Below are 24,104 nucleotides of genomic sequence, written 5' to 3' on the forward strand. Positions count from 1 at the left end.
TGAGGATCCGGAACCACGGACGTTCGGCCAGAAGTGCCTACATCGGATGGTCGCGTGCCTCCCGCCGGTTCTGGACGGGCGGTTCGCGAAGGCTGACGCGGTCAGGTGACGATGCCGCGGCGGTACGCGTAGACCACCGCCTGGACCCGGTCGCGCAGGTCGAGCTTCGTGAGGATGCGGGACACGTAGGTTTTCACCGTCTCCTGGCTGATCACCAGCGCCGCGGCGATCTCGCTGTTGGAGCGGCCGTCCGCGATCAGGCGGAGCACCTCCAGCTCGCGGGGGGTCAGCGCGTCGTCCGCGGCGCCCTCGGCGGGACGGATGCGGGCCGCGTACCGGCCGACGAGCTGGCGGGTGACCTCCGGGGCCAGCAGCGCCGCGCCCGTTGCCACGGTGCGGATGCCGTGCAGCAGTTGCGCCGGTGGGGCGTCCTTGAGCAGGAAGCCGCTCGCTCCCGCGCGCAGGGCCTCGTACACGTATTCGTCGAGGTTGAAGGTCGTCACCACGAGGACCTTCACCGGGTTCGTGACGCCCGCGCCGGCGAGCAGGCGCGTCGCTTCGATGCCGTCGAGGATCGGCATCCGGACGTCCATCACCACCACGTCGGGGTGCAGGCGGGTGACCAGGTCGACCGCGGCGCGGCCGTCGCCGCACTCGCCGACCACCTCCATGTCCGGCTGGGCGCCGATGATGGTCGTGAAGCCGGTGCGGATCAGCTCCTGGTCGTCGCAGACCAGCACCCGGATCGGCGCGGTCACGACGGGCTCCCGGCCGGGATGCGGGCCCGCACGACGAAGCCGCCGCCCGGCTGCGCACCCGCGCTGAACTCGCCGCCCAGCACGCCGACCCGTTCGCGCAGCCCGGCGAGGCCCCGCCCGCTGCCGCCCGGGGACGCCGAGGACGACCCGGTCCCGTCGGTGCTGACCTCCACCGTCATCTCCCTCTCGCTGTGGCGGACGTGGACCGTGGTGGGGCGGCCGTGGGCGTACTTGAGGGCGTTGGTCAGCGCCTCCTGCACCACCCGGTAGGCAGCGGCCTCCGCGCTGCCGGCCCTCGGCGTCCGCTGCCCCTCCTCGGTGAACTCCACCGGCTGCCCGGCCTGCCGGGTCTGCTCGACCAGGTCGCGCAGCTCCCCGGCGGACGGCGTCCGGGGTTCGGTGCCGTGGTCCGGGTTGAGCAGGTCGAGCAGGTGCCGCAGGTCCCCGACGGCCCGGCGGCCGGTGTCGGTGATCGCGGTCAGCGTCTTGTCGAGCCGCTCCGGCGTGGCGGTCAGGTAGCGCGCCGCCTCCGCCTGCACCACCATCGCGGTCACGTGATGGGTGACGACGTCGTGCAGTTCGCGGGCGATGCGGGTGCGTTCCGCGGCGCGGGTCACCTCGGCGACGTGGCGGCGGCGCTCCTCCTCCACCAGGCGGGTCTGCCGCAGCCACCCGCCCATGGCCCACGCACCGGCCAGCAGCACGAAGAACGTCGCGAAGCCGGCGAAGCCCTCGCCCGAGCCGAGCCGGTCCAGCGCGACCGACAGCGCCACGTACGCCGCGACGGCGACAGCCACGACGATCCGCCGGTGCCGCTCCACGTAGGCGCCGGCGGTGACCAGCGCGAACGCCAGGCCGGTGCCGGCCACCGAGTGGTAGGCGCGGAGCTGGTCGATCGCGAACCCGAGCGACACCAGCGCGAGGCAGACGGTCGGCCACTTGCGGCGTACGGCCAGCGGCAGGGTCTCGAGTGCGACGGCGACCACGGCGAGCCCGTCGAACGGGCGGCCGGGGAGGTTGCCGAGCTGCGTGCCGTGGTTCTCCGTCACCGGTAGCCACGAGGCGCCGGCCAGCACCAGCGCCAACGGGAAATCCCGGACCGTGACGTCGAAGCGCCGCCACAGGTCCGGGAGCCGCCGGAGGTCGATCACTGGGAAACCATAGCGGCCGGGGTCTCGCGGACCGCCCGGCGGCGGCGCGGGACGATGTGACCGCGGCGGCGCGCCAGCATCAGGAACACCACCGTCAACAGCACCCCCGCCGCCACCGTGTAGAGGCTGCCCTCCGGGCCGAAGTCACCGCCGGTCAGCACGGCCGGGCCGGACATGGTCGCCTCCAGCAGGCCCTTCGAGTCGCCGTTGCCGGAGACCACGACGCTGAAGATGCCGCCGATGGCGAAGTTCCAGCCGAAGTGCAGGCCGATCGGCACCCACAGGTTGCGGGTGGCGGCGTAGCAGGCGGCGAGCATGAAGCCGGCCTCGATCGCGATGGCCGTCGCGCCCCACAGGGAGGCGTCCGGGTTCGCCAGGTGCATGGCGCCGAACACCAGTCCGGTCAGCAGCAGGGCGATCCAGGTGCCCGTACGCTCCTCGACGATCCGGAACAGCACCCCGCGGAAGAGCAGCTCCTCGGTGACTGCGGCGGCGGCCATGAGACCGAGCAGCCCCAGCGCGCCCGTCACCGATCCCAGCCCGTGCACGTGGTAGCCGTCCAGGAACGCGATGTTGGCGATGACCGCGGCGGACATCGCGAACCCGATCAGCACCCCGCGGGTCAGCCGGGCGCCGGCGCCGGCCCGGGCCAGCTCCGTCACCTCCCGGCGTTCGGTGCGCCCGACCACCCAGCGGTAGACGAGGACCGCGAGCACGGCCGTGACGATGCCGAGCACCAGCGTGAGCCACGGGTTGCCGGACACCGCGTTGACCGCCTGGCCGCCCACGGCGGCGATCGCCACCACCGCGAGAAGCTGCTTGATGAACCTCATGACGCCTCCTTCGTGACCCGCGGCCGGGGCGCCTGGGGTCACAGAGAAAGCTATGGATTTTCGGACCGGGAATCGTCACCGTGCGGTGGACACTTCCAGGTAGCTCGCACGGGGGACAAGGACCGCGGTCAGCCGTCGGCCGAGGCGGCGAGGTCGCGCCACTGGTGCCAGGTGTCGAGGCGCTGGGCGTACGCCTTCTCCGCGACCGGGTACGGGTACGTGCCCAGGAACAACCGCAGCGGCGGCTCGGGCAGGTCGACGAGCGCGAACATCGCCTTCGCCGTGTGCCCGGGGCCGGCCGGTTGCCGCCCCGCCGCCGCCGACCGGCGCGCCTCGCGGACGGAGTCGTACGCGGGCAGCGGCTCGCCTGCACCGCGGAGCTGCCGGACCAGTCGGTCCCGTACGGTCCGGGTTCCACGACCGTGACGCGCACGCCCGCCGGCGCGACCTCCTGGGCGAGCGCCTCGCTGAAGCCCTCGAGCGCCCACTTGCTCGCGTTGTAGATGCCGAGCAGGGGGAACGCGGCGACGCCTCCGATGCTCGACACCTGGACGATGTGCCCGCCGCCCTGGCCGCGCAGGACGGGTACGGCGGCTGGCGTCACCCACACCGCGCCGAGGAAGTTGGTGTACATCTGGGCGCGGACCTGGGCCTCCGTGACCTCCTCGGCGGCGCCGAACAGGCCGTACCCGGCGTTGTTGACGACGACGTCCAGCCGGCCGAAGCGGTCCCGGCCGGCGGCGACGGCGGCCTGGGCCGCTGCCCCGTCGGTGACGTCGAGCGGCAGGGCCAGCGCGGAATCCGGGTGCGCGGCGACGAGATCGTCGAGCCGGTCGACGGTACGGGCGGTGGCGACCACCCAGTCGCCGCGCTCCAGCGCAGCCTCGGCCCAGACCCGGCCGACCTGCGCCGGATGGCCGCGCCCGAGGCCGCCCCGGCGACGCCGGAGCAGCTGGCCGACGGCATGCAGGAGCTGCTGGACGCCTGGTCGGGGGTGCCGGCGTACGTCCGCGGCCGGCACTTCGACGTGCTGGCGAGCAACGCGCTCGCGCAGGCCCTCGTGCCCGCCCACCGGCCCGGGCGCAACCTGATCCGCGACGTGTTCCTCGACCCGGACATCCGCGACCGGTATTCCGACTGACCGGCGGTGGCCCGCTCGTCGGTGGCGGCCCTGCGCGCGGCGATCGGCGCGGATCCGCACGACCCGGTGCTGCCCCGGCTGATGGAGGAGATGTGCGCGGCCAGCGCGACGTTCCGGGACCTGTGGGCGCGGCACGACGTGCACCCGACCCGCGACGAGACGAAGGCCTTCGCGCACCCGGTAGCCGGCCGGTTCACGCTGCGCCGGCACGTCCTGCACGTCGACGGCTCGCACGGCCAGGTCGTCATCGCGTACCGGCCGGAGCCGGGCAGCCCGGCCGTCGCCGCGCTGGCCCGCCTGCGCTGACGACCTCAGAAGAGGGTCATCGGTTCGGCCTCCGGCAGCGGCTCCAATCCGGGTACGCGGGCGCGTACCTCCTCGTGGAACCGGCGGGCCAGCGCCGGCGCGTCCGCGTTGTCCGGGGTGTGGATGAACACGGTGGGGGAGCGCCCCTCCCGCAGCCAGCCGGCCGTGACCGCCACCCAGCGCTGCCAGCCCGCGACCGTCTGCTCCTCGGCGTCGCGCCCCAGGTAGCGGACGATGGGCCGGTCGGTCAGCGCCCGGGTCCGCAGGGACACGCGGGGTTTCTTCGTCCAGGCGTCGCGTTCCCCGTCGCTGGTCGGCGGCGTACGGAAGAACGCGGTCGTGTCGAACGGAACCCACTCGGCGCCGACCGTGGCCAGCACCTCCTCCAGCTCCGCCGTCGCCCGCCGGTCGTCGAAGAACGCGGGATGCCGCACCTCCACCGCGTACCGGTGCGAGGCGGGGAGCCGGCCCAGGAACGCGGCTAGCGCGGGCACGTCCGGCGGCCCGAACGAGCCGGGAAGCTGGATCCAGTACGCGTGCAGGCGCGGGCCGAGCGGTTCCATCGCGTCGAGGAAGAGGCGCAGCGGCTCGTCCACCCCGGCCAGCCGGCGCTCGTGCGTGATCACCTTCGGCAGCTTGACCACGAAGCGGAAGTCCGGCCCGGTCTGCTGCGCCCACGACACCACGGTCTCCCGCGCCGGTGTCGCGTAGAACGTCGTGTTGCCCTCGACCGCGTTGCACCAGCCGGCGTACGCCTGCAGCTTCTCGTGGGTGGGCAGGGGATGCGGAAGGAAGCGGCCCTGCCACGCCCTGTGTGTCCACATCGCACAACCCACATGGAGACGCATGGGAAAACGGTACGCGCCCGCGGAACTCCCGGCCCGTCCGGTGCGACCAACGCTGCGACCGTTCCCCCGGCCCGCGCGAGGATTCCCATGGCGACCATCACCGAACCGGCCCTGACAGCGCGCGGGCGCCGGCCCGCACCCGTGCGTAGCTTCGGGCCGCTGCTGCTGCGGCTGCACTTCTACGCCGGGATCCTCGTCGCGCCGTTTGTGGTGGTGGCGGCGCTGACCGGGCTGGCGTACACCGCCATGCCGCAGGTCGAGCGGGTGGTCTACGCCGATGAGCTGACCGTCGCCGAACCGGGCGGTACGACCGTGTCGCCGGCCCGGCAGGTCGCGGCGGCTCGGGCCGTCCACCCGGGCGGGACGCTGACGGCGGTACGGCCGGGTGACGGCGACGCGACCACCCAGGTCGACTTCACCTCGCCCGAGCTGGACGAGGAGCACCGGCACACCGTTTACGTCGACCCGTACACCGGCGCTGTCACCGGGCAGCTGACCACGTGGTACGCGACCACCCCGGTCAAGACGTGGTTCGACGACCTGCACCGCAATCTGCACCTCGGCGCGGCCGGCCGGCACTACTCGGAATTCGCCGCCAGCTGGCTGTGGATCCTCGCGCTGGGCGGTGTCGTCCTGTGGTGGCGGCGCCGGCGCGGCACCCGTACGGTCCGGCACCTGCTGACCCCGGACCTCGCGGCGCGCAGAGGCGTACGGCGTACCCGGGGCTGGCACGCCGCCACCGGCATGTGGCTGACCGCCGGCCTGCTCGTCCTGTCGGCCACCGGCCTGACCTGGTCGCGCTACGCCGGGGGCACGTTCAGTTCCGCTCTGGACGCGCTCGGCGCCGCGACGCCCTCGGTCGCGACGGATCTGCGCGGCGCGCACGTTGCCGCGACCGGCGGCCACCACGGCGGCGCGGCACCTTCCGCCGGCGGTGCCGTCACCGATCCCGGCCTGATCGACGGTGTCCTGCAGGCGGCACGCGCCGACGGGCTGTCCGGGCCGGTCGAGGTGGCCGTACCGGAGAACGCCGCGACCGCGTGGACCGTGACGCAGACCCGTAACCTGTGGCCCGTCGGCCGGGACAGCGTCGCGGTGGACGCCGCGACCGGCGCGGTGACCGACCGGGTGGACTTCGCCGACTGGCCCCTCGCGGCCAAACTCACCCGGTGGGGCATCAACGCCCACATGGGCACGCTGTTCGGCATCGTGAACCAGATTCTGCTCGCCGCGCTCGCCCTGGGCCTGATCTGCGTCGTCGTCTGGGGTTACCGGATGTGGTGGCAGCGGCGCCCGACGCGCCTCGACCGCCGGTCCCGCGCCGGTGCGCCCCCGGCGCGCGGAGCGTGGCAGCAGCTGCCCGGGTGGGGGATCGCTGCCGGCGTGCCGCTCGTGGCGGTGCTGGCCTGGGTGCTGCCGCTGGTCGGCGTCCCGCTCGTCGCCTTCCTCGCCGTGGACATCTCCGTCGGCGCGTTGCGCAACCGCGGCTGAGCGGCGTGGCGAAAAGCGTTGCGGCGCCGGGGCGGGACGGCACAGACTGCCCCGCATGAGGCATGTCGCGCTGGTCACCGGCGCCAACCACGGCATCGGCGCGGCGACGGCGGAGGCGCTGGCGGCCCAGGGTACGGCGGTGGTGTGCGCGTACTGGACGGTCGAGGAAGAGCCGGACCCGGCGGTGCCCGAGGCGTACCGCACGAACCGGGCGCGAACCGCCGACGCGGTGGTGACCGCGATCCGGGAGCGCGGCGGCGACGCCGCGGCGGTTGCCGAGGACCTCACCGACCCCGAAGCGGCGCGGCGTCTCTTCGACCACGCGGAAGAGGCGTTCGGGCCCCTCGACATCCTCGTCAACAACGCCTCCGGCTGGGTGCAGGACACCTTCAGCCCGGCCACCGTCGACCAGCACGGCCGCGCGCTGCAGCCGGTCACGGCGGGCACCTGGCAGCGCCAGTTCGCCGTCGACGCCATGGCGCCGGCCCTGCTGATCGCCGAGTTCGCCCGCCGGCACGCCGCCCGCGACGCCCGGTGGGGCCGGATCGTCGGGCTCACCTCCGGCGGCGACCTCGGCTTCCCGCAGGAGGTCTCGTACGGGGCGGCGAAGGCGGCGCAGAACAACTACACGATGTCGGCGGCGGTGGAGCTGGCCCCGCTGGGCATCACCGCCAACGTGGTGCACCCGCCCGTCACCGACACCGGCTGGGTCACCGACGAGGTCCGTGGCTTCGTCGAGCGGAGCAACGCCCACGTGCACGTCGCGACGCCCGCCGAGGTGGCCGGCGTGATCGCGTACCTGGCCTCGGACGCGGCGTCACTCATCACCGGCAACGTCATCACGCTGCGGTGATGCACCGCGCGCAAGCGCGTGAGGGGGCCCGAAGGTTGCAGTCGCGGGACAGGTGAGATGTATGTCTCGGACGGCTTTCCGCCGCAACTCCCACCTATGTGCCACGTCGCCGGGAAATCACCCGGCTTCGCCGCCGCCCGGGCCAACCTCTTCCCCGGTAATGATCACGTAGGGGAGGGCCAGATGAGTGTCGTGACGCCGATGCCGCGGTTGTCCGTCGTTGTTCCGGTGTTCAACGAGGAGGACGTCCTGCCGCTGTTCGCGGAGCGGCTGCGTCCCGTGCTGGACGGGCTCGGCGAGACGTACGAGGTGCTCACCGTCGACGACGGCAGCCGGGACGCCACCCCCGCGGTGCTGGAGAAGATGCGCCGCGAGTGGCCGCAGCTGCGGGTCGTCCGGCTGCGCCGCAACAGCGGGCACCAGAACGCGCTCACCGCGGGGCTGCACCGGGTCCGCGGGCAGTACGTGGTCAGCATCGACGTCGACCTGCAGGATCCGCCGGAGGTCATCGCCGAGATGCTGAGCCTGGCCGAGAGCGAGGGCCTCGACGTGGTGCACGGCGTACGCACCGACCGCACCACGGACAGCCCGTTCAAGCGCTGGACCGCGGGGATGTACTACCGGCTCATCCGGCGCGTGGTGGGGACCTCCGTACCGCACAACGCCGGCGACTTCCGGCTGCTCAGCCGTACCGCCGTGGACGCCCTGACCGAGCTGCCGGAGCAGGGGCCGGTCTACCGCCTGCTCGTGCCCTGGCTGGGGCTGCCCAGCGGCGAGGTGACGTACGCCCGGGAGCGGCGCGCCGCGGGCCGCTCCAAGTACCCCCTCGCCAAGATGATCCGGCTGGCGCTGGACAGCATCACCGGCTTCTCGGCCGCCCCGCTGCGGGTCGCGACCTGGCTGGGCTGCGCGGGTGTGGCGCTGTGCGTCGTGATGGGGGCGGCCGTGCTCGCGGCGTATCTGTGGGGCAATGTCGTCCCCGGATGGACCTCGATGTTCGTGGCGCTGGTCTTCCTCGGCGCGTTGCAGCTGCTGTGCCTCGGGCTGCTCGGCGAGTACGTGGCGCGCATCTTCACCACGCTGCAGGGACGCCCGGCGTACGTGGTCACCTTCGACTCGGCCGTGACCACGCGCACCCGCCCGTACGCGACCACCGGCCGGTGAGCTCCGTGACCGTCACGCTCGACCAGCCGGCGAGCACCCGCACCGCCGCACCCGACGTTGCCGAGCCGGTCCGCAGCCCCTGGCGATCGGCGTTCCTCGCGGCCCTCGCCGTGTGGTCGGCGACCATCGTGGTGCACCTGATCGTGAGCGTGCTGGCGTGGGTGCCGCGCGGCGGCAGGGCCCCGGACCTGTGGCATGTCCTGCTCATGTGGAACAAGTGGGACGCCGGCCACTACGTACGCATCGCCGAGAGCGGCTATCACCTGGGCCCGGGCTTCCCGGCGTTCTTCCCGCTCTACCCGCTGCTGATCCACGTCGTCGACGCGGTGCTGCCGGGCGGAGCGCTGATCAGTGCCCTGGTCGTCGCCAACGCGGCCGCGTACGGTGCGTTCGCCGTGCTGTACCGGCTGGCCGACCACGAGTTCGGCCCGCAGGTGGCCCGGCGCGCAGCCTGGTACCTGGCCGCGTTCCCGATGGGGTTCTTCCTGTTCATCGGCTACAACGAGTCGCTGTTCCTGCTGCTCGCGGTCGGTGCCCTGTACGCCGGACGCCGAGGGCACTGGTGGCTCGCCGGTGCGCTGGGCGCGCTGTCCTCCGCCACGCGGCTGTTCGGCGTGCTGCTGATGGCCCCGCTGGCGATCGAATACCTGCGTCAGCACGGCTGGCGGCTGCGCCGGATCCGGGCGGACGTGCTGGGGATCGCGCTGGTGCCGCTGGGGGTGGTGGCGTACAGCATCTACTGCCTGGTGGAGCTGGGCAGCCCGCTGGCGTTCAGCATCGCTCAGGACCAGTGGGGGCGGCGGTACACGTTCCCCGGCGAGGCGTGGCTGATCGCCGTACGGCAGCCGGGCGGCCACAGCCTGCTGTCGCCGACCACGCTGGGCGCTGTTCTGGACGCCGGCACGGTCCTGGTCGCCCTGGTGCTGCTCGTGTTGTGCGTGGTCGGTCCGTACAAGTTCCGGCGCGACCAGATGTACCTCGTCGTGCAGGGCGGCCTGACCCTCGTCATGCTCATGTCGACGGAGGTCGGCGGGCGTGCGATGCAGTCCTCGTCGCGCTACGCGATGGAGGCCGTGGCGATCTTCCTGGTGCTGGCCCGCATGGGCGCCAAGGAGGCCGTCGACCGGTCGGTGCTGGTCGTCGGGATGGCGCTGCACGCGGTGTTCCTGGTCATCTTCATGGCCGGGACGTGGTTGGTGGCGTGACCCGGCGGCCGGCGGCTACTGCAAACCGAACTTAACAAACACGTATCGACGTTTTACGATGCCGTAACGCAAGGGATCGCACATTTCCTCGCACGTTCGCTCGTAGGGGGTCGCTGTGGATCGACGTACGCTTCTGTCCTCAGCGGCGACAGCCGCCGCCGTGGCACCCTTCGCCGGATCCGCGGGTGCGCGAGCCGCCGCACCCGGATACGTCACCAACCGGGCGCCGCTGCGAGCCGAGGCGTTCCTCAAGCTCGCCCCCGGCTCGACCCGGGCGGCTGGCTGGCTCGCCACCCAGCTGACCTACCAGCTGAACGGCCTCAACGGCCGCATGACCGAGGTATCGCACTTCCTGCAGTACGACAACACCGGCTGGGTCCATCCCACGCTGGCCGGCTGGGAGGAGCTTCCCTACTGGCTCAAGGGCTTCTCCAGCCTCGGTTACGTCACCGGCGATGCGCGCGTGCAGGCCGAGACCGCCCGATGGGTGAACGGCGTCCTCGCGACCCAGGCGAGCGACGGCTACTTCGGTCCGGCCGGACTGCGGACGAGCCTGAACGGCGGGCCCGACTTCTGGCCCCACATGCCGATGCTGCACGCGCTGCGCACGTTCGCGGAGTTCACCGGCGACGCGCGGATCGTCTCGTTCTTCACCCGGTTCTTCCAGTTCGTCAACAAGCAGGGCGCCGGCGCCTTCAACCAGAGCTGGGGCGCCCAGCGGTGGGCGGACACGCTCGAGGTCGTCTTCTGGACCTACAACCGCACCGGCGACAGCTTCCTGATCGATCTGGCCAAGAAGATCCACGCGAACTCGGCCAACTACGTCAACAACCTGCCGAGCCTGCACAACGTCAACCTGGCGCAGGGCTTCCGGGAGCCGGCCGTCTACTCCGTGCTCTCCGGCGACGCCGCGCACCGGCAGGCCACCTACGGCGACTATCAAACGATCATGAATGCGTACGGGCAGTTCCCCGGCGGCGGGTTCGCCGGCGACGAGAACGCCCGTCCCGGCTTCGGCGACCCCCGGCAAGGCTTCGAGACGTGCGGCATCGTCGAGTTCATGGCCAGCCACGAGATCCTGACCCGGATCACCGGCGACCCGGTGTGGGCCGACCGCACGGAGGACCTCGCGTTCAACTCCCTGCCCGCGGCACTCGACCCCCAGCAGCGCGGCGTCCACTACATCACCAGCGCCAACAGCATCGCCCTGCTCGACCGGCCGGGACACGCCGGACAGTTCCAGAACGGATTCGCGATGCAGGCGTACATGCTCGGCATCGACAACTACCGGTGCTGCCCGCACAACTACGGCATGGGCTGGCCGTACTACGTCGAGGAGATGTGGGTCGCCACCCCCGACGGCGGTCTGGCCGCGACCCTGCACGGGCCCGCAGTGGTCACTGCCGCCGTCGGCGACGGCACCACGGTCTCGATCCGGGCGGACACCGTCTACCCCTTCGGTGACACCATCACGTACACGGTCACGACGCCGAAACCGCTGGCGTTCCCGGTCTACCTCCGCGTGCCGGGATGGTGCTCGAACCCGGCCCTGACGGTCAACGGCGCGGCGCAGACCGTGCCGGCCGGACCGGCGTACGCGAAGATCAGCAGAACCTGGACGACCGGCGACACGATCGTCCTGAAGCTGCCCATGCGTGCGACCACCCGGACCTGGACCGCGAACCACCGATCGGTGTCCGTCGCCTTCGGCGCGCTGACGTTCTCCCTCGCGATCACGGAGAACTGGACCCAGACCGGCGGCACGGCCACGTGGCCCACCCGCGAGGTGCGACCGGGCTCCGCCTGGAACTACGGCCTGGACGGCGCAACCCGGTTCTCGGTGACCACCGGGCTGGGCAACACGAACGACCCGTTCACGGCCGCGAATGCCCCCATCAGAATCACCACACCGGCGCGCAGGATCCCCGGCTGGCAGGCGGACAGCGACACCATCGTCACGACGTTGCAGGACAGCCCGACGCCCTCGAGCGAACCCGTCGAGCAGATCACGCTGATCCCCATGGGCGCCGCCCGGCTGCGGATCACCGCATTCCCGACCATCGGCGCCGGCACCCCGTGGCAGAGCACCGCCGTGGCGTTCCGCATCCAGAACCAGAACAGCGGCAAGGTGCTCGGCGTCGACGCCATGTCGACCGCGAACAGCGCCCGGGTCGTGCAGTTCTCGGACAACGGCACGGCTGACCACCTGTGGCGGTTCATCGACAACGGCGACGGCTGGGTGAAGATCCAGAACGTCAACTCGGGCAAGCTGCTCGGCGTCGACGCGATGTCCACGGCCGACTCCGCACAGGTCGTGCAGTACGAGGACAGCGGCACCGCCGATCACCTGTGGCAGGTGCTCGACAACGGCACCGGCTATGTCCGCCTGAAGAACAACCACTCCGGCAAGGTGCTCGCCGTGGCCGGCATGTCCACCGCCGACTCGGCGAACGTCGTGCAGTTCAGCGACAACGGCACGGCCGACCACAACTGGCGGCTGCTCCCGGACGGGAACGTGAAACTCCAGGCCACCCACACCGGCGACGTGCTCGCCATCCACGACATGTCGACCGCCAACGGAGCCCAGCTCCAGCAGTATCCGGCGGTCGGCTCACCCGATCACATCTGGACCTTCCGGGACGCGGGCGACGGCTACTTCACGATCATCAGCGCCATGGACGGCAAGTGCGTCGACATCTCCGGCAAGTCCACCGCCGACGGTGCCAAGGCCGTCCAATGGGACTACCTCGGCGGCACCAACCAGCAATGGCGGCTCAGCTGGACCGGGCCCGGCACCTTCGCCATCACGGCCCGGCACAGCGGCGAGGTCCTCGAAGTGCAAGGCAGGTCCACCGCTGACAGCGCCGACGTCGGCCAGTGGACCGACCTCGGCCTGGGCAGTCAACGCTGGCGCCTCCTGCCCGGCAGCTGAGCCCGTTACCCGGCCCTGCGGCCGGTGCAGAGCAGGTACTCCCAGTCCATCGCGCCGCCGCCGATGTCGTGGCGGCGGGCCAGATCGGCGAGATCACGGTCCAGCGCGGCCCGCCGCTCCTCGTCGGCCCCGACCGCCCGGTACGCCGCGATCGTCGGGCCGTAGTTGGCCCGGAAGTAGTCGCGGAAATCCTCCGCCGTCCCGAACCGGTCCACCCGGTGCACAGCCCGCCGTACGGTGACGTCGGCGAGGCGGTCGCCGAAGAGCGCGCCGACGTGGTCCGGGTCGCCCCACAGCGGCGGTGGCTGCGTTCCCGGCGGCGGCGCCGGCGCGTACGGCCTCATGGCGGCGAACAGCCGGCCGATGAAGCCCTCCGGCGTCCAGTTGATCATCCCGACGACGCCGCCCGGCCGGCATACCCGGACCAGCTCGTCGGCCGTGCGCTGGTGGTGCGGGGCGAACATGGCGCCCACGCACGACAGCACGACGTCGAATTCCCCGTCGCCGAACGGCAGCGCCTCCGCGTCCGCCTCCTGCCACCGGACCTGTACGCCGCGGCGCTGCGCCTCTGCGCTGCCCGCCGCCAGCAGCTCCGGGGTCACGTCGGCCGCGGTCACGTCCGCCCCGGCGAGCGCGGCGGGGATCGCGACGTTGCCCGTACCCGCGGCGACGTCGAGCACCCGCAGCCCCGGCCCGACGCCGCACGCCTCGACCAGCACCGGCCCGAGCGCCGGAATCACCTCGGCGGCGACCGTGGGATAGTCCCCGAGCGCCCACGTCTCCCGAGCCGTCATGTCAGTGCCCCCTCGTTGGTGATGCCCCCGACCGTAGGGCCCGCAGGGAGGAACGAACCAGTACACGATCTGTACCGGCCGGGCGGGGCGGCATAGCGTACCGGTATGGGCGCGTCCTACCAGCAGTTCTGTCCCGTGGCCAAGGCCATGGAGGTGCTCGACGAGCGCTGGACGCTGCTCGTCGTCCGGGAACTCGTGGCGGGCAGCCGCCACTTCAACGACCTCCGGCGCGGGCTGCCGCGGATGTCGCCGACGCTGCTGTCGAAACGGCTGCAGCAGCTCGTCGCCGCGGGCGTCGTCCGCCGCGAACCCGCCGGCACGGAGGTGCACTACCTGCTGACCCCCGCCGGGCGCGAGCTCGAACCGGTCGTCCTGGCGCTGGGCGCGTGGGGCGTGCGCTGGATCGGCGAGCTGGGCGACGCGGACCTCGACCCGAGGCTGCTGCTGTGGGACATGCACCGCCACGTCGACCACACCGCGCTGCCCACCGGCCGTACGGTCGTGCACTTCCGCTTCCCCGACACGCCGCCGCGGCTGCGTGACTGGTGGCTGGTGCTGACCGACGCCGACGCCGACGTCTGCGACGCGGACCCGGGTCACCCCGTGACGGTGTCGGTGACGGCCCGTCTGCGCTGCCTGACCGAGGTGTGGCGCGGGGATGTGAGCTGGCGGCAGGCGCTGCGCTCCGGCGACCTGCGGATCGACGGGCCGGAGACGCTGCGTCGCGCCCTGCCGGGCTGGTTCCGCCCCACGGCCTTCGCCGAGGTCCCACGCCCGTCGGTGCCGGCATAGACATCGGCCGCATCCCCCGGTGCGGGTGATGCGGCCGGCTGCCGGGACGGTGCGTTACTTGGTGGCGCGGCCGGTCAGCTTGTCGCGGAGGCGGTCCACCAGGCCGACGCCCGGCCCCACGAGCTTGTGGAACACCTCGTTGTTGGGCGCGCCCGGGTGCGGGCGGGTCGGCGCGAGCTTCTTGGCGGTCTCCACCTTGCCGGCCAGCTCGGTGAGCTCGTCGGCCGGGATCAACCGGCGCAGCTCCGGGAACTGCTCGCTCTCCTCGTCCTGCACGTGGTCGGCCAGCACCTCCTCCAGCTTGCGCAGCGCGGTCTCGAACTCGGCGCTGGACACGTCGAGGTCCTCGAGCGCCTTCATGGTCTGCTCGAGCTCCTTGTGCTCCTCGACGTCGTGCTCCACGGCCTTCTCGCCGTCGGGCAGGTACTTCTTCATGGCCGGGTAGACGTACATCTCCTCGGCGACGGCGTGGCGCACCAGCTCGCTGATCGCGGTGTCGGTGAGGTCGCGCCGGATCATCGGGTCCTTGATCGTCCAGATCTCGCCGATCAGCGCGGTGACGTCGCGGTGGTCGCTGGTGAGGACATCGATCACGTCCCTGCCGGTCTCACTAGTGCTCACGATTCCTCCAGGATCAGCCGGCCCACGACTGAGCAGCCGTGATGACGAGTGCGTCGTACCCCCGAAACCGGCCACCTACTCCTGGGGCGGCCGGAGGAGGTGGGCCGTCAGCCAGGGCGCGAGGATCGGCACGACCGTCCGCGCCTGCATGGCCGCGATGTGGTCGGCGCCGGGGACCACCTCGACGGTCCAGCCGCGGGCGACCAGCTCGTCACGGTGCTGCTTCAGCCCGTCGGCGAGCCCCACGTACGCCCCGCCCCAGCGTTCGCCGTACTGAATGTCGTCGTTCTCGCCGGCGAAGGCGAGCCGCGGCACCCGGACCCGGTCGAGGGCCGCTCGTTCGTCGAAGCCGCGCAGCGACTCGTAGAGGGTGAGGTACTGCCCGGCCTGCTCCGGGCTCACGGTGACCTCGGTGGCGTCCCAGTCGCCCGGCTGCACGTCGGCGGCCGGAGCCGGAGGATCGGCACGGTTGGCGAGGGCCATACGGTAGGTGGCCTCGGTGACGGTCAGCATCGGCTCGTAGGGGCCGCCGAGCGGCGGGAAGCCACCCATGGCCAGCGCGGTCAGCCGGTCGGTGCGGATCGCGAGCTGGAGGCCGGCCAGGGCGAGCCACGAGTAGCCGTAGTAGGCGAACCGCTCGGCGCCCGCGGCGTCGGCGATGGCGAGCAGGTCCTGTGCGACCTGGGCGGCGGTGAGGGTGTGGTGCTGGGGATGGGCGGCGAGGTGGCCTTCGTAGTCGGCCGCGACGACCCGCAGGCCGGCGTCGGCAAGAGCGCTGGCCAGGGTGCGGCCGAGCGTGGGGTCGGCGCCCCACGCGCGCATCTGCTCCGCGGCCTCGGGGCCGGGAACCTGCATGCTGACCGGGAGCAGAACCGCTGGTCCGTCGCCCAGGATGGTCACGTCGAGGGCGGCGTCGTGGAGCTGAGCCGTCGTCATGGAAACACTATACAATGTAAGGAGTATGATGGGCGACCCCGAGGTGCACGTCCGCCGGCTCTGGCGGCACCGGGGCGCGGCCGTGCCCGGCCCGCGGCGCGGCCCGCAGCGGCAACTCGACCTCGACGAGATCCTGCGGATCGCCATCGGGATCGCCGACCGGGACGGCCTCGCGGCGGTGACCACCCGCTCGGTCGCGGCGCTGATCGGCAAGACCGCGATGGCGCTCTATCCGTACGTCGGCACGAAAGAGGACATGCTCGCCCTGATGCAGGACCACGCGTCCGCCATGCCGGCCTGGGACGACCCGGAGGCAGGGCTCCCGGAGGCGCTGGGGGCATGGGCGGAGGCGCTCTTCGAGGTGTACGTCGCCCATCCGTGGCTCGCCGAACGGCCGTGGTCGCAGGCGAGTCAGGGCCCCAACGAGCAGGACTGGCTGGAACGGCTGCTGCGGATCCTGGACCGGTGGGACGTGCCACCGCAGGCGCGAGCTGTTGCGGTCACCACGCTTTATGCGACCGTACGGGCGACAGCCGGGACCGCCGCCGCGTACGCCGGACTCGACCGGTCCGGCATGGAGGAGTGGAGCGCCCGGGTGGCGGCCACGCGCACCGTGATCCCGGACTTCGCCGAGCGGTACCCGCTGTCCACCTCGCTCCAGCCGGTGACGCCGGACTGGCGGGCGGCGCCCCGGGAGGCGCTGCGTGAATCGGTGCGGTTGCTGACCCGGGGGCTGCCGGGCGCGTGAGGCCGGATTGTGTCGTACCCGCGTGGGAGGCTGCCGCCGTGGAAGTGGTTTTCGAGGCGGAGCCGTGGCTCTGGGCGGCTCGCAAGACGGAGAGCTGGACGTTCGTCAGCCTGCCGGTGGACGCCTCCGCGGAGATCCGGGAGCGGGCCGGCGGGCTGAGCCGCGGGTTCGGCTCCCTGCGGGTGCGCGCGACGATCGGCGGGAGTTCGTGGCGCACGTCGATCTTCCCCGACTCGGGGCGTCAGGCCTATGTGCTGCCGGTGAAGCGGGCCATCCGCACGGCGGAGTCCCTCGAGGTGGGGAACGTCGCGGCGGTGGCGGTGGAGGTGGTCGACCTCTGAACGGCCGTACTGACTCGGTTCATTGACAGCGATCTCTGGGCGGCGGAGTATGGGAGCGCTCCCACACCCGACCTCAGCTCCGGGAGATCACTGTGCACACCTCGCCCCTGCGGCGTGCCCTGACGAGCGCCGCCCTGCTCGCCGCGGTCACCGCCGCATCCGCCACCCCACCCGCCCTGGCCGCTCCCACTGCGGCCTCGGCCGCAGCAGCGTCGCCGGCAGCCATGTCTCGTGCGGCCGCCTCCGCGCTGACGAGTTCGGCTGCGGCCGACGTCACCGTCGATGTCGACGTCAGGGCCGGGCTCGCCACCGTCCCGACCACCGCCATCGGCGTCAACCACGCCATCTGGGATACCGAGCTCGGCAAGCCCGCCGTCTCCGACCTGCTCAAGAACGCCGGCGTCCGGATGCTGCGCTACCCCGGCGGCTCGTACGCCGACATCTACCACTGGCGCGACCACACCGCCCCCGGCGGATACGTGGCTCCCGGCACCGACTTCGACACCTTCATGGCCGCCGCCCGGCGCGTCGGCGCCGAGCCGATGATCATCGCCAACTACGGGACCGGGACGGCTCAGGAGGCCGCCGACTGGGTCCGGTACGCCAACGTCACCAACGGGTACGACGCCACGTACTGGACGATCGGCAACGAGAACTACGGCAACGGGCACTACGGCTCCGCGTGGGAGGCCGACGACCACGCCGACAAGAGCCCGTCCCAGTACGCGTCCGAGGTGGTCGCGTACTCGCGGGCGATGAAGGCCGTCGACCCGGACATCAAGGTCGGCGCCGTCCTGACGATGCCGGGCAACTGGCCCGACGGGATCGTGGCCGCCGGCGACGACGGTACGTGGAACCAGACGGTGCTCCGGCTGGCCGGCGCCGCGATCGACTTCGTCGACGTGCACTGGTATCCGGGTGGCGGCACCGCGGCCGAGGCGCTGAGCCGCACCGAACACATCGGCGACGCCACGCGGTTGCTGCGGGAGCAGATCGACCGGTACGCGGGTCCCGGCGCCGGCCGGATCGGGATCAGCCTCACCGAGACCAGCGTCGGGGTGGGGCCGGACACGCAACCGGGCGCCCTGTTCCTGGCCGACGCCTACAGCGGGCTGCTGGAGAACGGCGTGTTCACCGTGCAGTGGTGGAACGTGCACAACGGCATCGGCACCGTCTCCACCGTCGCCGGGCAGACCGATTACGGCGACTTCGGGCTGCTGTCCAGCGGCGGCTGCCTGGCCGACGGGTCGGTGTGCGAGCCGGCCCTGAACACGCCGTTCGCGCCGTACCACGGGCTGGACCTGGTGGCCGGCTTCGCGCGGCCCGGTGACCAGCTCGTCCGGGCCGGGACCGGCAATCCGCTGGTGACCGCGCACGCGTCGCGGCGGGCGAACGGTGATCTCGCCGTGCTGCTGGTCAACAAGGACCCGGACCGGGCGCACACCGCGGCCCTGCAGTTCCACGGGTGGACGCCGTCCGACGCCGCCCCGGCCGTCTCGTCGTACCTCAACGGTGGCGACGCGGTGCAGACCGGTGGCACCGGGGACGTCTCCGGCCAGGTGCTCCCGGCGTACTCGCTGACGCTTATGACCTTGCACCCGGCCCGCACGGACGCCGCGCCGCCGCAGCAGCCGGGCCGACCGGTGGCCGGCGCGGTCACCGACCGCACCGCGACGATCTCGTGGCCGGCCGCCCGGGCCGGCTCCCGCCCGATCGCCAAGTACGAGGTGTACCGGCAGACCGCCGGCGCGAGCGAGCAGCTCGGCGAGACGACCGGCACCACCTTCACCGCCCGCAACCTCGAGCCGGGCCGCCGGTACACCGTCACCGTGGTGGCCCGGGACACGGGCGGCACGGCCTCGTGGTCGTCGCTGCCGCTGACGTTCACGACGGCGGCCCCGGCGCAGTCGGCCTGCACCGTGCGTTTCGCGGACACCAACGACTGGGGCAACGGCTTCGTCGGCTCGGTGGACATCACCAACAACACGTCCGCGCCGGTGGCGGGCTGGACGCTGGCGTTCACCTGGCCGACCGGCTGGCAGAGCGTGAGCAGCGGCTGGAACGCGACCTGGCAGCAGACCGGCACGACCGTCCGGGTGACCAGCGACGCCGCCATCGCCGCCAACGGTACGACCTCGGTCGGCTTCGTCGGCTCCTACAGCGGCCCGAACGTGCTGCCCGCCGCGTTCACGCTGAACGGGACGGTGTGCTCGACCGGCTGATCAGCTCCGCCGTCCGCGCCACGGACAGGGCCGGGTCCGCCGCGGCGGGCTCGGCCCTCGCCACGTCCTCGAGCAGTTCGTCATCCCGGGAGGTCCAGGTCGAGGCGCAGCCAGAGCGCCAGGTTCTCGATCTCCCGGCGTACGGCGGCCGCCGTGGTCCTGCCGAACGGGGCGTCCTCGTGCACCGCGTCGACCCGGAACACCCCCGCCTTGCGGTCCGCCGTGGCGTCGAGCTTGCCGACCAGGCGGTCCCCGTACAGGATCGGCAGCGCGTAGTAGCCCCAGCGGCGCTGTGCGGCCGGCTTGTACATCTCCAGCGTGTAGTCGAACTCGAAGAGCTCGGCCATCCGCTTGCGGTCGAAGACCAGGCGGTCGAGCGGTGACAGCAGCGCCGCCCGTCCGGAGAAGCCCCGGTCCAGGTACGCCGGATCGACCCGCCAGACGCCCTTCACGCCCTCGACCACCGCCGGCTCGCCCGCCGCGCCCACGTCGGACGGCTCCACCGGGCACTCCGGGCCACGGGGCCGGGCGATCCCCAGCGCCCGCAGCCGGCGCTCGTTGCGCAGGCGCAGCGCCTCCTCTTCCGGCACCGTCTCGTCGGGGTAGATCCGGCTCGCCAGGTCCCACAGCCGTTCCCGGCCGCGCCGCCCCGCCCCGGCGACCTCGCCGCGCTGCACCATGAAGTCCAGCAGCTTGAGCACGTTGCGGTCGTCGTTCCAGCCGGACGACTTCCACCGTACGGCGCAGGTGTCGGGCAGCTCCGACGCCGGCAGCGGCCCCTCGATCTCCAGGCGGCGCAGGATGTCGCGGCGGCAGTCGTCGTTGGCGTCGACCCACTCGCGGACGTCCTCCTCCCACGGGCGCAGGCCGGTGCGGGTCGCCCAGCCGGCCATCTCCGCCCGGTAGAGCGCCACGTCCTCGCGAGGCAGGATCCGGCCGCGGAGCTCGATGAGGGTGTGGTCCGCGAGCGCCGTGGACAGCTCGGCCGGGTCGTACGCCGTGCCCAGCCGGCTCCACAGCACCAGGTCCGCGCTGGGTGCGACCGCGGCGGTCTGGTCGACCTGCAGCATCGTCAGGTGGCGTACGACGTCCGGCATCGTGGCCGGCCGTTCCCGGTGCAGCAGCTGGGCCCGTACGGCGATCCGCCGCGCGTCACGCCGGGTGAGCTGGTGGGCCGGCACGGCTAGTCGCACAGTCCCGCGAGGATCTCGGCGATCGCGGCGGGTTTGTGGCGCAGCGTGGCCCGACCCACCGAGAGTTCGGTGCGGACCACGCCGGGGTCCCCGGTCGAGATCGCGCTGGGCCACACCCACAGGCCGGTCTCCTCGGCCAGCCGCTTCGCGTTGAGCCGGTAGGCCTCCGCGGAGGTCGCGAACAGCAGGTGCATCATCGGCGTCTGCGGCGGGTCCGGCACGACCCGGACCTCCGGTACGCCGGCCAGCGCGTCCGCGACGGCCCGGGCGTGACGCATCCGCGCCGGCATCTCGTCGAGCGCGGCGTCGAGCAGGGTGAGCGCGGACGAAGCCGCCGGCCACATGCCGTACAGGGTGCCGCCGAGCCGGCCGCGCCATTCGCGAACCTGGTCGACGTCGCTCCCGGAACCCGCCACGCAGCAGCCCGCCAGCGCGCCGACGCCCTTGTAGAACGACACGTACACGGTGTCGAACAGCGCGGCGATCTCGGCGGGGGAGCGTTCGTAGCCGGCCGTGGCCTCCCAGAGACGGGCGCCGTCGAGGTGGACGGCGGCGCCCCGGTCGCGGGCCCAGCCGGTCTGGGCGACGAGGTCGTCCCAGGGCGGGAGCCGGCCGCCGAGGTCGCGTTGCGGCAGCTCCAGCAGCAGCGCGGCGACCGGCTCCGCGACCGCCCGCACGTCGTCGAGGGTGAGCGGCCGCTCCAGCTCGCCCGCGTGCCGCCCGACGAGCTGGTGCAGCCGCTGATGGGCCTGCCCCTCGTGCCGCTCGAGGTGGCAGTACGGATGCCACACCACGGTCCGGGGCCCGCGGGCGTCGGCGTGCACGCGCAGGGTCGCCGCCTGCGCCATCGTGCCGCTGGGCAGGAAGACCGCGGCGGGCTTGCCGAGCAGGGCGGCGACGTGCCGTTCCAGCTCGGCGACGACGCCGCCCTCGCCGTACGTGTCCGGCACGGCGTCCGGGTCGACGGTGGCGATCAGGTCCCGGGGACGGACGAGGCCGTTGCCCAGGAACGAGTCGGTGCAGGCGGCCCACCGGGCCCGGGTTGCCTCATCCACGCCCCCAGTCTCGCGGGTCCGCGGCGACCTGTCAGGCCGGTCGGCCCAGGAAGCGCCCTAGAGGTCGATCGTCGCCTCGACGCGGCGCAGCTGGTGCCGGGCCATCGCCAGGTTCGCCTTGGCCCGGTCCAGCGCCAGGTAGAGGAAGAGGCCGGCGCCGCTGCGCGAGGTGAGCGGCCGGATCAGGTGGTACTGCCCGTCCATGGTGGTGAGGATGTCCTCGATGGAGTCGTCGAGGCCGAGCATCTGCATCGTGCGCAGCTTGGCCCGTACGACGTCGGTGGTGGCGGCCGCGGCGACGGTCATGTCGAGGTCCGCCGTGCCGCCGACGAGCCCCAGCGCCATTCCGCTGCCGGAGTCGACGAGCGCGGCGCCGAGGGCGCCACTGATCTGCATCGCGTCCTTGAGGGCGACGTCCATCTCGGGCATGGGGTCCTCCTGTCATGACTGGTGTCGATGGCGAGGATGGCCCGGCCCGCGGCCGCGGGATCGCACCCGATGTGCGAACTTCTTCAACTGCTCAATTCAGCAACGTACGGCCGTCGCACCGGGCGTACGTCGCCGCGGGCCGCGTTCTGCCATGGTTCAGACGTGTCGAAGCCCCTCTACCAGGCGAAGGCGGAACTGTTCCGGACCCTCGGGCATCCCGTCCGCATCCGGGTGCTGGAGCTGTTGCAGGACGGTCCGCTGCCCGTACGTGACCTGCTGGCCGAGATCGACGTCGAGGCGTCGAACCTGTCCCAGCAGCTGTCGGTGCTGCGCCGCGCCGGCATGGTCACCTCGACGCGGGAGGGTTCGCTGGTGGTGTACGCGCTCAGCACCCCGGACGTCGCGGCGCTGCTGGCGGTCGGCCGGCGGCTGCTCGGCGCCGTGCTGACCGACCGGGACGAGCTGCTCGTCCAGCTGCTCGGGGGTGTCGCGGCGCCCACCGGCGAACTGGTAGGCAGAAGCCATGCAACTTCGTCCGTACGCCGATGAGGACCGTGGGCTGACCCTGCGGCTGGAGACCGATCCGCAGGTCGTGGGGCATCTGGGCGGCGCCGGCGACGAGGAGCACGCCGACCGGGTGCACCGGCGGCGGCTCGCGGAGGTCGCCGCCGGGGACCTGATCTTCACGATTCTGCCGGAGGGCGAGGCGGTGCCCGTCGGCGTCATCGCGATCTGGCGGTCGGAGTGGGAGTCCCGGCCGATCCACGAGCTGGGCGCCATGCTGGTGCCCGGGCATCAGGCGCGCGGCGTGGCCTTCGAGGCGTTCCAGCAGCTCCTTCCGCGTGCGCGGGACCGCGGGGTCGGGCTGTTGCACGCCTTCCCCGCGGTCACGAACGGCCCGTCGAACGCGATCCTGCGCAAGCTCGGCTTCGCCCGCGGCGAGGACTGCGACCTCGACTACGAGGGTCGCCCGCTGCGCTGCGCCCATTGGGTACGCGACCTGCGCGCCGATTCCGTCAGCGGCGGCGCAGCACCCCGTCGAGCTCCGTGAGCGTGGCCAGCAGCCTGTCGATCTGCTCGTCGGTGTGCGCGGCGGTCATCTGGATGCGGAAGCCGACCTGGTCCTTCGGTACGCCCGGGTACGGCGCGAGCGTCACGTAGATGCCCCGCTCCAGCAGGGTCTGGGCCACCTCGGGCAGGCGCTCGCCGTCGGTGAGCGGGATCTGCACGAGCGGGTAGCCGGAGACGTTCGGGGTCTGCACGCCCATGCCGTCGAGGTGGTCGAGCACCCGCCGGGTCTTGCGGTACAGCTCCCCGCGCAGCACCTCGCCGCGGGCGTCGTTGACCTCGAGCCCGGCCAGCACGGTCGCCAGCGAGGCGGTCGGCACCGGCCCGGAGTAGAGGTACGGCGGGGCGGCGATCTTGAGGTGTTCCTTGACCGGCGTGGTGCACGCGACGAAGGCGAGCATCGACGAGTACGCCTTCGAGAAGCCGCCGACGAGCACGACGTTGTCGTAGTCGAGCCCGTAGTGGCGGATCACGGCGTTGCCGCGGCTGCCGTACGGCGAGGTCTCGTCGTCCGTACGCTCGCCGATGATGCCGAAGCCGTGCGCATCGTCGATGTAGAGGGTGGCGCCGTGGCGGCGGCACAGTTCCGCGAACGCCGGCACATCGGGGGTGTTGCCGGTCATGCTGTTGACGCCGTCCATGCAGACCAGCACGGGCTCGCCCGCGGGGATGGCGGCGAGCAGCTCGGCGAGGTGCTCCACGCTCTCGGAGCGGAACCGCTGGACGGTCGCGCCGAGGGCCCGCGCGTGCACGCAGCCGTCGTAGATGGTGCGGTGGGCCCGCGAGTCCATGAGCACGTGACCCTTGCCCGCGAGGGCCGGGATGACGGAGAGGTGGATCTGGCTGATCGTCGGCAGCACCAGGGTGTCCGGCGCGCCCAGCAGCGCGGTCAGCCGCTCCTCGATCATCGGGTAGAGCCGGGGGCTGCCCAGCATCCGCGACCAGCTCGGGTGCGTCCCCCAGCGCCGGACCTGCACGTCGATCGCCGCCATGATCTCGTCGTCGAGGTCGAGACCGAGGTAGTTGCAGGAGGCGTAGTCCACGAACCAGCGGTCGCCGATCCGGATCTCGCGGCCGTCGATCTCGTCGATGACCTGGTCCCACAGCCCGGCGCGGGCCAGGTCGGAGACGCTGCGATAGGCCGACTCGGCGGCGGGAGAGGACGCGGTGGGGGCGGGGAGGAGCATGCGCGATGCTACGCACGCTCAAGGATGCATCGTCCA

The 24,104-nt window shown here is 72.4% G+C and carries 23 protein-coding genes and 2 pseudogenes; 12 read left to right on the top strand and 13 right to left on the bottom strand.

All coding sequences use genetic code 11. From position 1 onward, the window contains the following. Positions 1-101: 101 nt before the first annotated feature. From COUCH_RS05880 to COUCH_RS05900, 5 genes and pseudogenes are all read right to left on the bottom strand, one after another. Positions 102-758 (bottom strand): response regulator, encoded by a 657-nt coding sequence (locus COUCH_RS05880; RefSeq protein WP_249611081.1) that lies wholly within the window; start codon positions 756-758, stop codon positions 102-104. After that, positions 755-1,909 (bottom strand): sensor histidine kinase, encoded by a 1,155-nt coding sequence (locus COUCH_RS05885; RefSeq protein ID WP_249611082.1) that lies wholly within the window; start codon positions 1,907-1,909, stop codon positions 755-757. The genes COUCH_RS05880 and COUCH_RS05885 overlap by 4 nt, the downstream gene beginning before the upstream one ends. Further along, positions 1,906-2,742 carry a CPBP family intramembrane glutamic endopeptidase gene (locus tag COUCH_RS05890; RefSeq protein ID WP_249611083.1) on the bottom strand — a complete coding sequence of 279 codons (837 nt, stop codon included), beginning with the start codon at positions 2,740-2,742 and terminating at the stop codon, positions 1,906-1,908. The genes COUCH_RS05885 and COUCH_RS05890 overlap by 4 nt, the downstream gene beginning before the upstream one ends. A gap of 128 nt (positions 2,743-2,870) precedes the next feature. Continuing rightward, positions 2,871-3,014 (bottom strand): hypothetical protein, encoded by a 144-nt coding sequence (locus tag COUCH_RS05895; RefSeq protein ID WP_249611084.1) that lies wholly within the window; start codon positions 3,012-3,014, stop codon positions 2,871-2,873. Positions 3,015-3,184: 170 nt separating this feature from the next. Next, positions 3,185-3,601, bottom strand: a pseudogene (locus COUCH_RS05900) (SDR family NAD(P)-dependent oxidoreductase); the annotation flags it as partial. Between COUCH_RS05900 and COUCH_RS05905 the strand changes: the two are divergent. After that, positions 3,548-4,189: pseudogene (locus COUCH_RS05905) on the top strand (XRE family transcriptional regulator). The pseudogenes COUCH_RS05900 and COUCH_RS05905 sit on opposite strands and share 54 nt — an antisense overlap. 5 nt (positions 4,190-4,194) lie before the next feature. Here the strand turns inward: COUCH_RS05905 and COUCH_RS05910 are convergent. Then, complete coding sequence (locus tag COUCH_RS05910) at positions 4,195-5,013, bottom strand: DUF72 domain-containing protein (protein WP_249613579.1); 819 nt, start codon at positions 5,011-5,013, stop codon at positions 4,195-4,197. Between the two features lie 111 nt (positions 5,014-5,124). Here COUCH_RS05910 and COUCH_RS05915 point away from each other — a divergent pair, with 111 nt between their 5' ends. The 5 genes from COUCH_RS05915 to COUCH_RS05935 all read left to right on the top strand — a co-directional run bounded on the left by COUCH_RS05915 (position 5,125) and on the right by COUCH_RS05935 (position 12,682). Continuing rightward, a complete protein-coding gene (locus COUCH_RS05915) occupies positions 5,125-6,528 on the top strand; it encodes a PepSY-associated TM helix domain-containing protein (RefSeq protein ID WP_249611085.1) in 1,404 nt (467 codons plus the stop codon). A 55-nt stretch (positions 6,529-6,583) separates the two neighbouring features. Beyond that, entirely contained in the window at positions 6,584-7,381 is a 798-nt protein-coding gene (locus COUCH_RS05920) for an SDR family NAD(P)-dependent oxidoreductase (RefSeq protein WP_249611086.1), read from the top strand. A gap of 183 nt (positions 7,382-7,564) precedes the next feature. Further along, the gene (locus COUCH_RS05925) at positions 7,565-8,545 is read left to right on the top strand and encodes a glycosyltransferase family 2 protein (protein WP_249611087.1); all 981 of its coding nucleotides are present in this window, start codon (positions 7,565-7,567) and stop codon (positions 8,543-8,545) included. After that, positions 8,542-9,750: a mannosyltransferase family protein gene (locus COUCH_RS05930; protein WP_249611088.1), complete on the top strand. Its 1,209-nt coding sequence runs from the start codon at positions 8,542-8,544 to the stop codon at positions 9,748-9,750. The genes COUCH_RS05925 and COUCH_RS05930 overlap by 4 nt, the downstream gene beginning before the upstream one ends. A gap of 160 nt (positions 9,751-9,910) precedes the next feature. Continuing rightward, positions 9,911-12,682: an RICIN domain-containing protein gene (locus tag COUCH_RS05935; protein ID WP_249611089.1), complete on the top strand. Its 2,772-nt coding sequence runs from the start codon at positions 9,911-9,913 to the stop codon at positions 12,680-12,682. Positions 12,683-12,687: 5 nt separating this feature from the next. Here COUCH_RS05935 and COUCH_RS05940 read toward each other — a convergent pair whose 3' ends face one another. After that, positions 12,688-13,476 (bottom strand): class I SAM-dependent methyltransferase, encoded by a 789-nt coding sequence (locus COUCH_RS05940; RefSeq protein WP_249611090.1) that lies wholly within the window; start codon positions 13,474-13,476, stop codon positions 12,688-12,690. 105 nt (positions 13,477-13,581) lie between these two features. On the opposite strand from COUCH_RS05940, the gene COUCH_RS05945 reads away from it, so the two are divergent. Further along, positions 13,582-14,268, top strand: coding sequence for a winged helix-turn-helix transcriptional regulator (locus tag COUCH_RS05945; RefSeq protein WP_249611091.1), 687 nt, complete (start codon positions 13,582-13,584; stop codon positions 14,266-14,268). Between the two features lie 54 nt (positions 14,269-14,322). Here the strand turns inward: COUCH_RS05945 and COUCH_RS05950 are convergent, their stop codons facing one another. Together COUCH_RS05950 and COUCH_RS05955 are read right to left on the bottom strand one after the other, a co-directional pair. Next, positions 14,323-14,889 carry a hemerythrin domain-containing protein gene (locus COUCH_RS05950; protein WP_249611092.1) on the bottom strand — a complete coding sequence of 189 codons (567 nt, stop codon included), beginning with the start codon at positions 14,887-14,889 and terminating at the stop codon, positions 14,323-14,325. A gap of 75 nt (positions 14,890-14,964) precedes the next feature. Beyond that, a complete protein-coding gene (locus COUCH_RS05955; RefSeq protein WP_249611093.1) occupies positions 14,965-15,825 on the bottom strand; it encodes an alpha/beta fold hydrolase in 861 nt (286 codons plus the stop codon). Positions 15,826-15,853: 28 nt separating this feature from the next. Here COUCH_RS05955 and COUCH_RS05960 point away from each other — a divergent pair, with 28 nt between their 5' ends. From COUCH_RS05960 to COUCH_RS05970, 3 genes are all read left to right on the top strand, one after another. Continuing rightward, positions 15,854-16,573 (top strand): TetR/AcrR family transcriptional regulator, encoded by a 720-nt coding sequence (locus tag COUCH_RS05960; RefSeq protein WP_249611094.1) that lies wholly within the window; start codon positions 15,854-15,856, stop codon positions 16,571-16,573. 38 nt (positions 16,574-16,611) lie between these two features. Next, positions 16,612-16,914: a DUF1905 domain-containing protein gene (locus tag COUCH_RS05965; RefSeq protein WP_249611095.1), complete on the top strand. Its 303-nt coding sequence runs from the start codon at positions 16,612-16,614 to the stop codon at positions 16,912-16,914. A 92-nt stretch (positions 16,915-17,006) separates the two neighbouring features. After that, entirely contained in the window at positions 17,007-19,136 is a 2,130-nt protein-coding gene (locus tag COUCH_RS05970; RefSeq protein WP_430640891.1) for a cellulose binding domain-containing protein, read from the top strand. Between the two features lie 80 nt (positions 19,137-19,216). Here COUCH_RS05970 and COUCH_RS05975 read toward each other — a convergent pair whose 3' ends face one another. Genes COUCH_RS05975 through COUCH_RS05985 form a run of 3 tightly spaced genes read right to left on the bottom strand, consistent with a single transcriptional unit; the run spans position 19,217 to position 21,813 of the window. Continuing rightward, positions 19,217-20,329, bottom strand: coding sequence for a DNA glycosylase AlkZ-like family protein (locus COUCH_RS05975; protein ID WP_249611096.1), 1,113 nt, complete (start codon positions 20,327-20,329; stop codon positions 19,217-19,219). Further along, positions 20,320-21,384, bottom strand: a complete 1,065-nt coding sequence (locus COUCH_RS05980; protein ID WP_249611097.1) for a threonine aldolase family protein — start codon at positions 21,382-21,384, stop codon at positions 20,320-20,322. The genes COUCH_RS05975 and COUCH_RS05980 overlap by 10 nt, the downstream gene beginning before the upstream one ends. Positions 21,385-21,441: 57 nt before the next feature. Then, on the bottom strand, positions 21,442-21,813 hold the full coding sequence (locus tag COUCH_RS05985) for a hypothetical protein (protein WP_249611098.1): 372 nt from the start codon (positions 21,811-21,813) through the stop codon (positions 21,442-21,444). Between the two features lie 162 nt (positions 21,814-21,975). Here COUCH_RS05985 and COUCH_RS05990 point away from each other — a divergent pair, with 162 nt between their 5' ends. Continuing rightward, the gene (locus COUCH_RS05990) at positions 21,976-22,362 is read left to right on the top strand and encodes an ArsR/SmtB family transcription factor (protein WP_249611099.1); all 387 of its coding nucleotides are present in this window, start codon (positions 21,976-21,978) and stop codon (positions 22,360-22,362) included. Next, the gene (locus tag COUCH_RS05995; protein WP_249611100.1) at positions 22,337-22,864 is read left to right on the top strand and encodes a GNAT family N-acetyltransferase; all 528 of its coding nucleotides are present in this window, start codon (positions 22,337-22,339) and stop codon (positions 22,862-22,864) included. The genes COUCH_RS05990 and COUCH_RS05995 overlap by 26 nt, the downstream gene beginning before the upstream one ends. Here the strand turns inward: COUCH_RS05995 and COUCH_RS06000 are convergent. Next, positions 22,830-24,068 (bottom strand): aminotransferase class I/II-fold pyridoxal phosphate-dependent enzyme, encoded by a 1,239-nt coding sequence (locus COUCH_RS06000; protein WP_249611101.1) that lies wholly within the window; start codon positions 24,066-24,068, stop codon positions 22,830-22,832. The genes COUCH_RS05995 and COUCH_RS06000 overlap by 35 nt on opposite strands. Positions 24,069-24,104: the final 36 nt, after the last annotated feature.

Origin of the sequence: Couchioplanes caeruleus, from assembly GCF_023499255.1 — a bacterium.
In the GTDB taxonomy this organism is placed as follows: domain Bacteria; phylum Actinomycetota; class Actinomycetes; order Mycobacteriales; family Micromonosporaceae; genus Actinoplanes; species Actinoplanes caeruleus_A.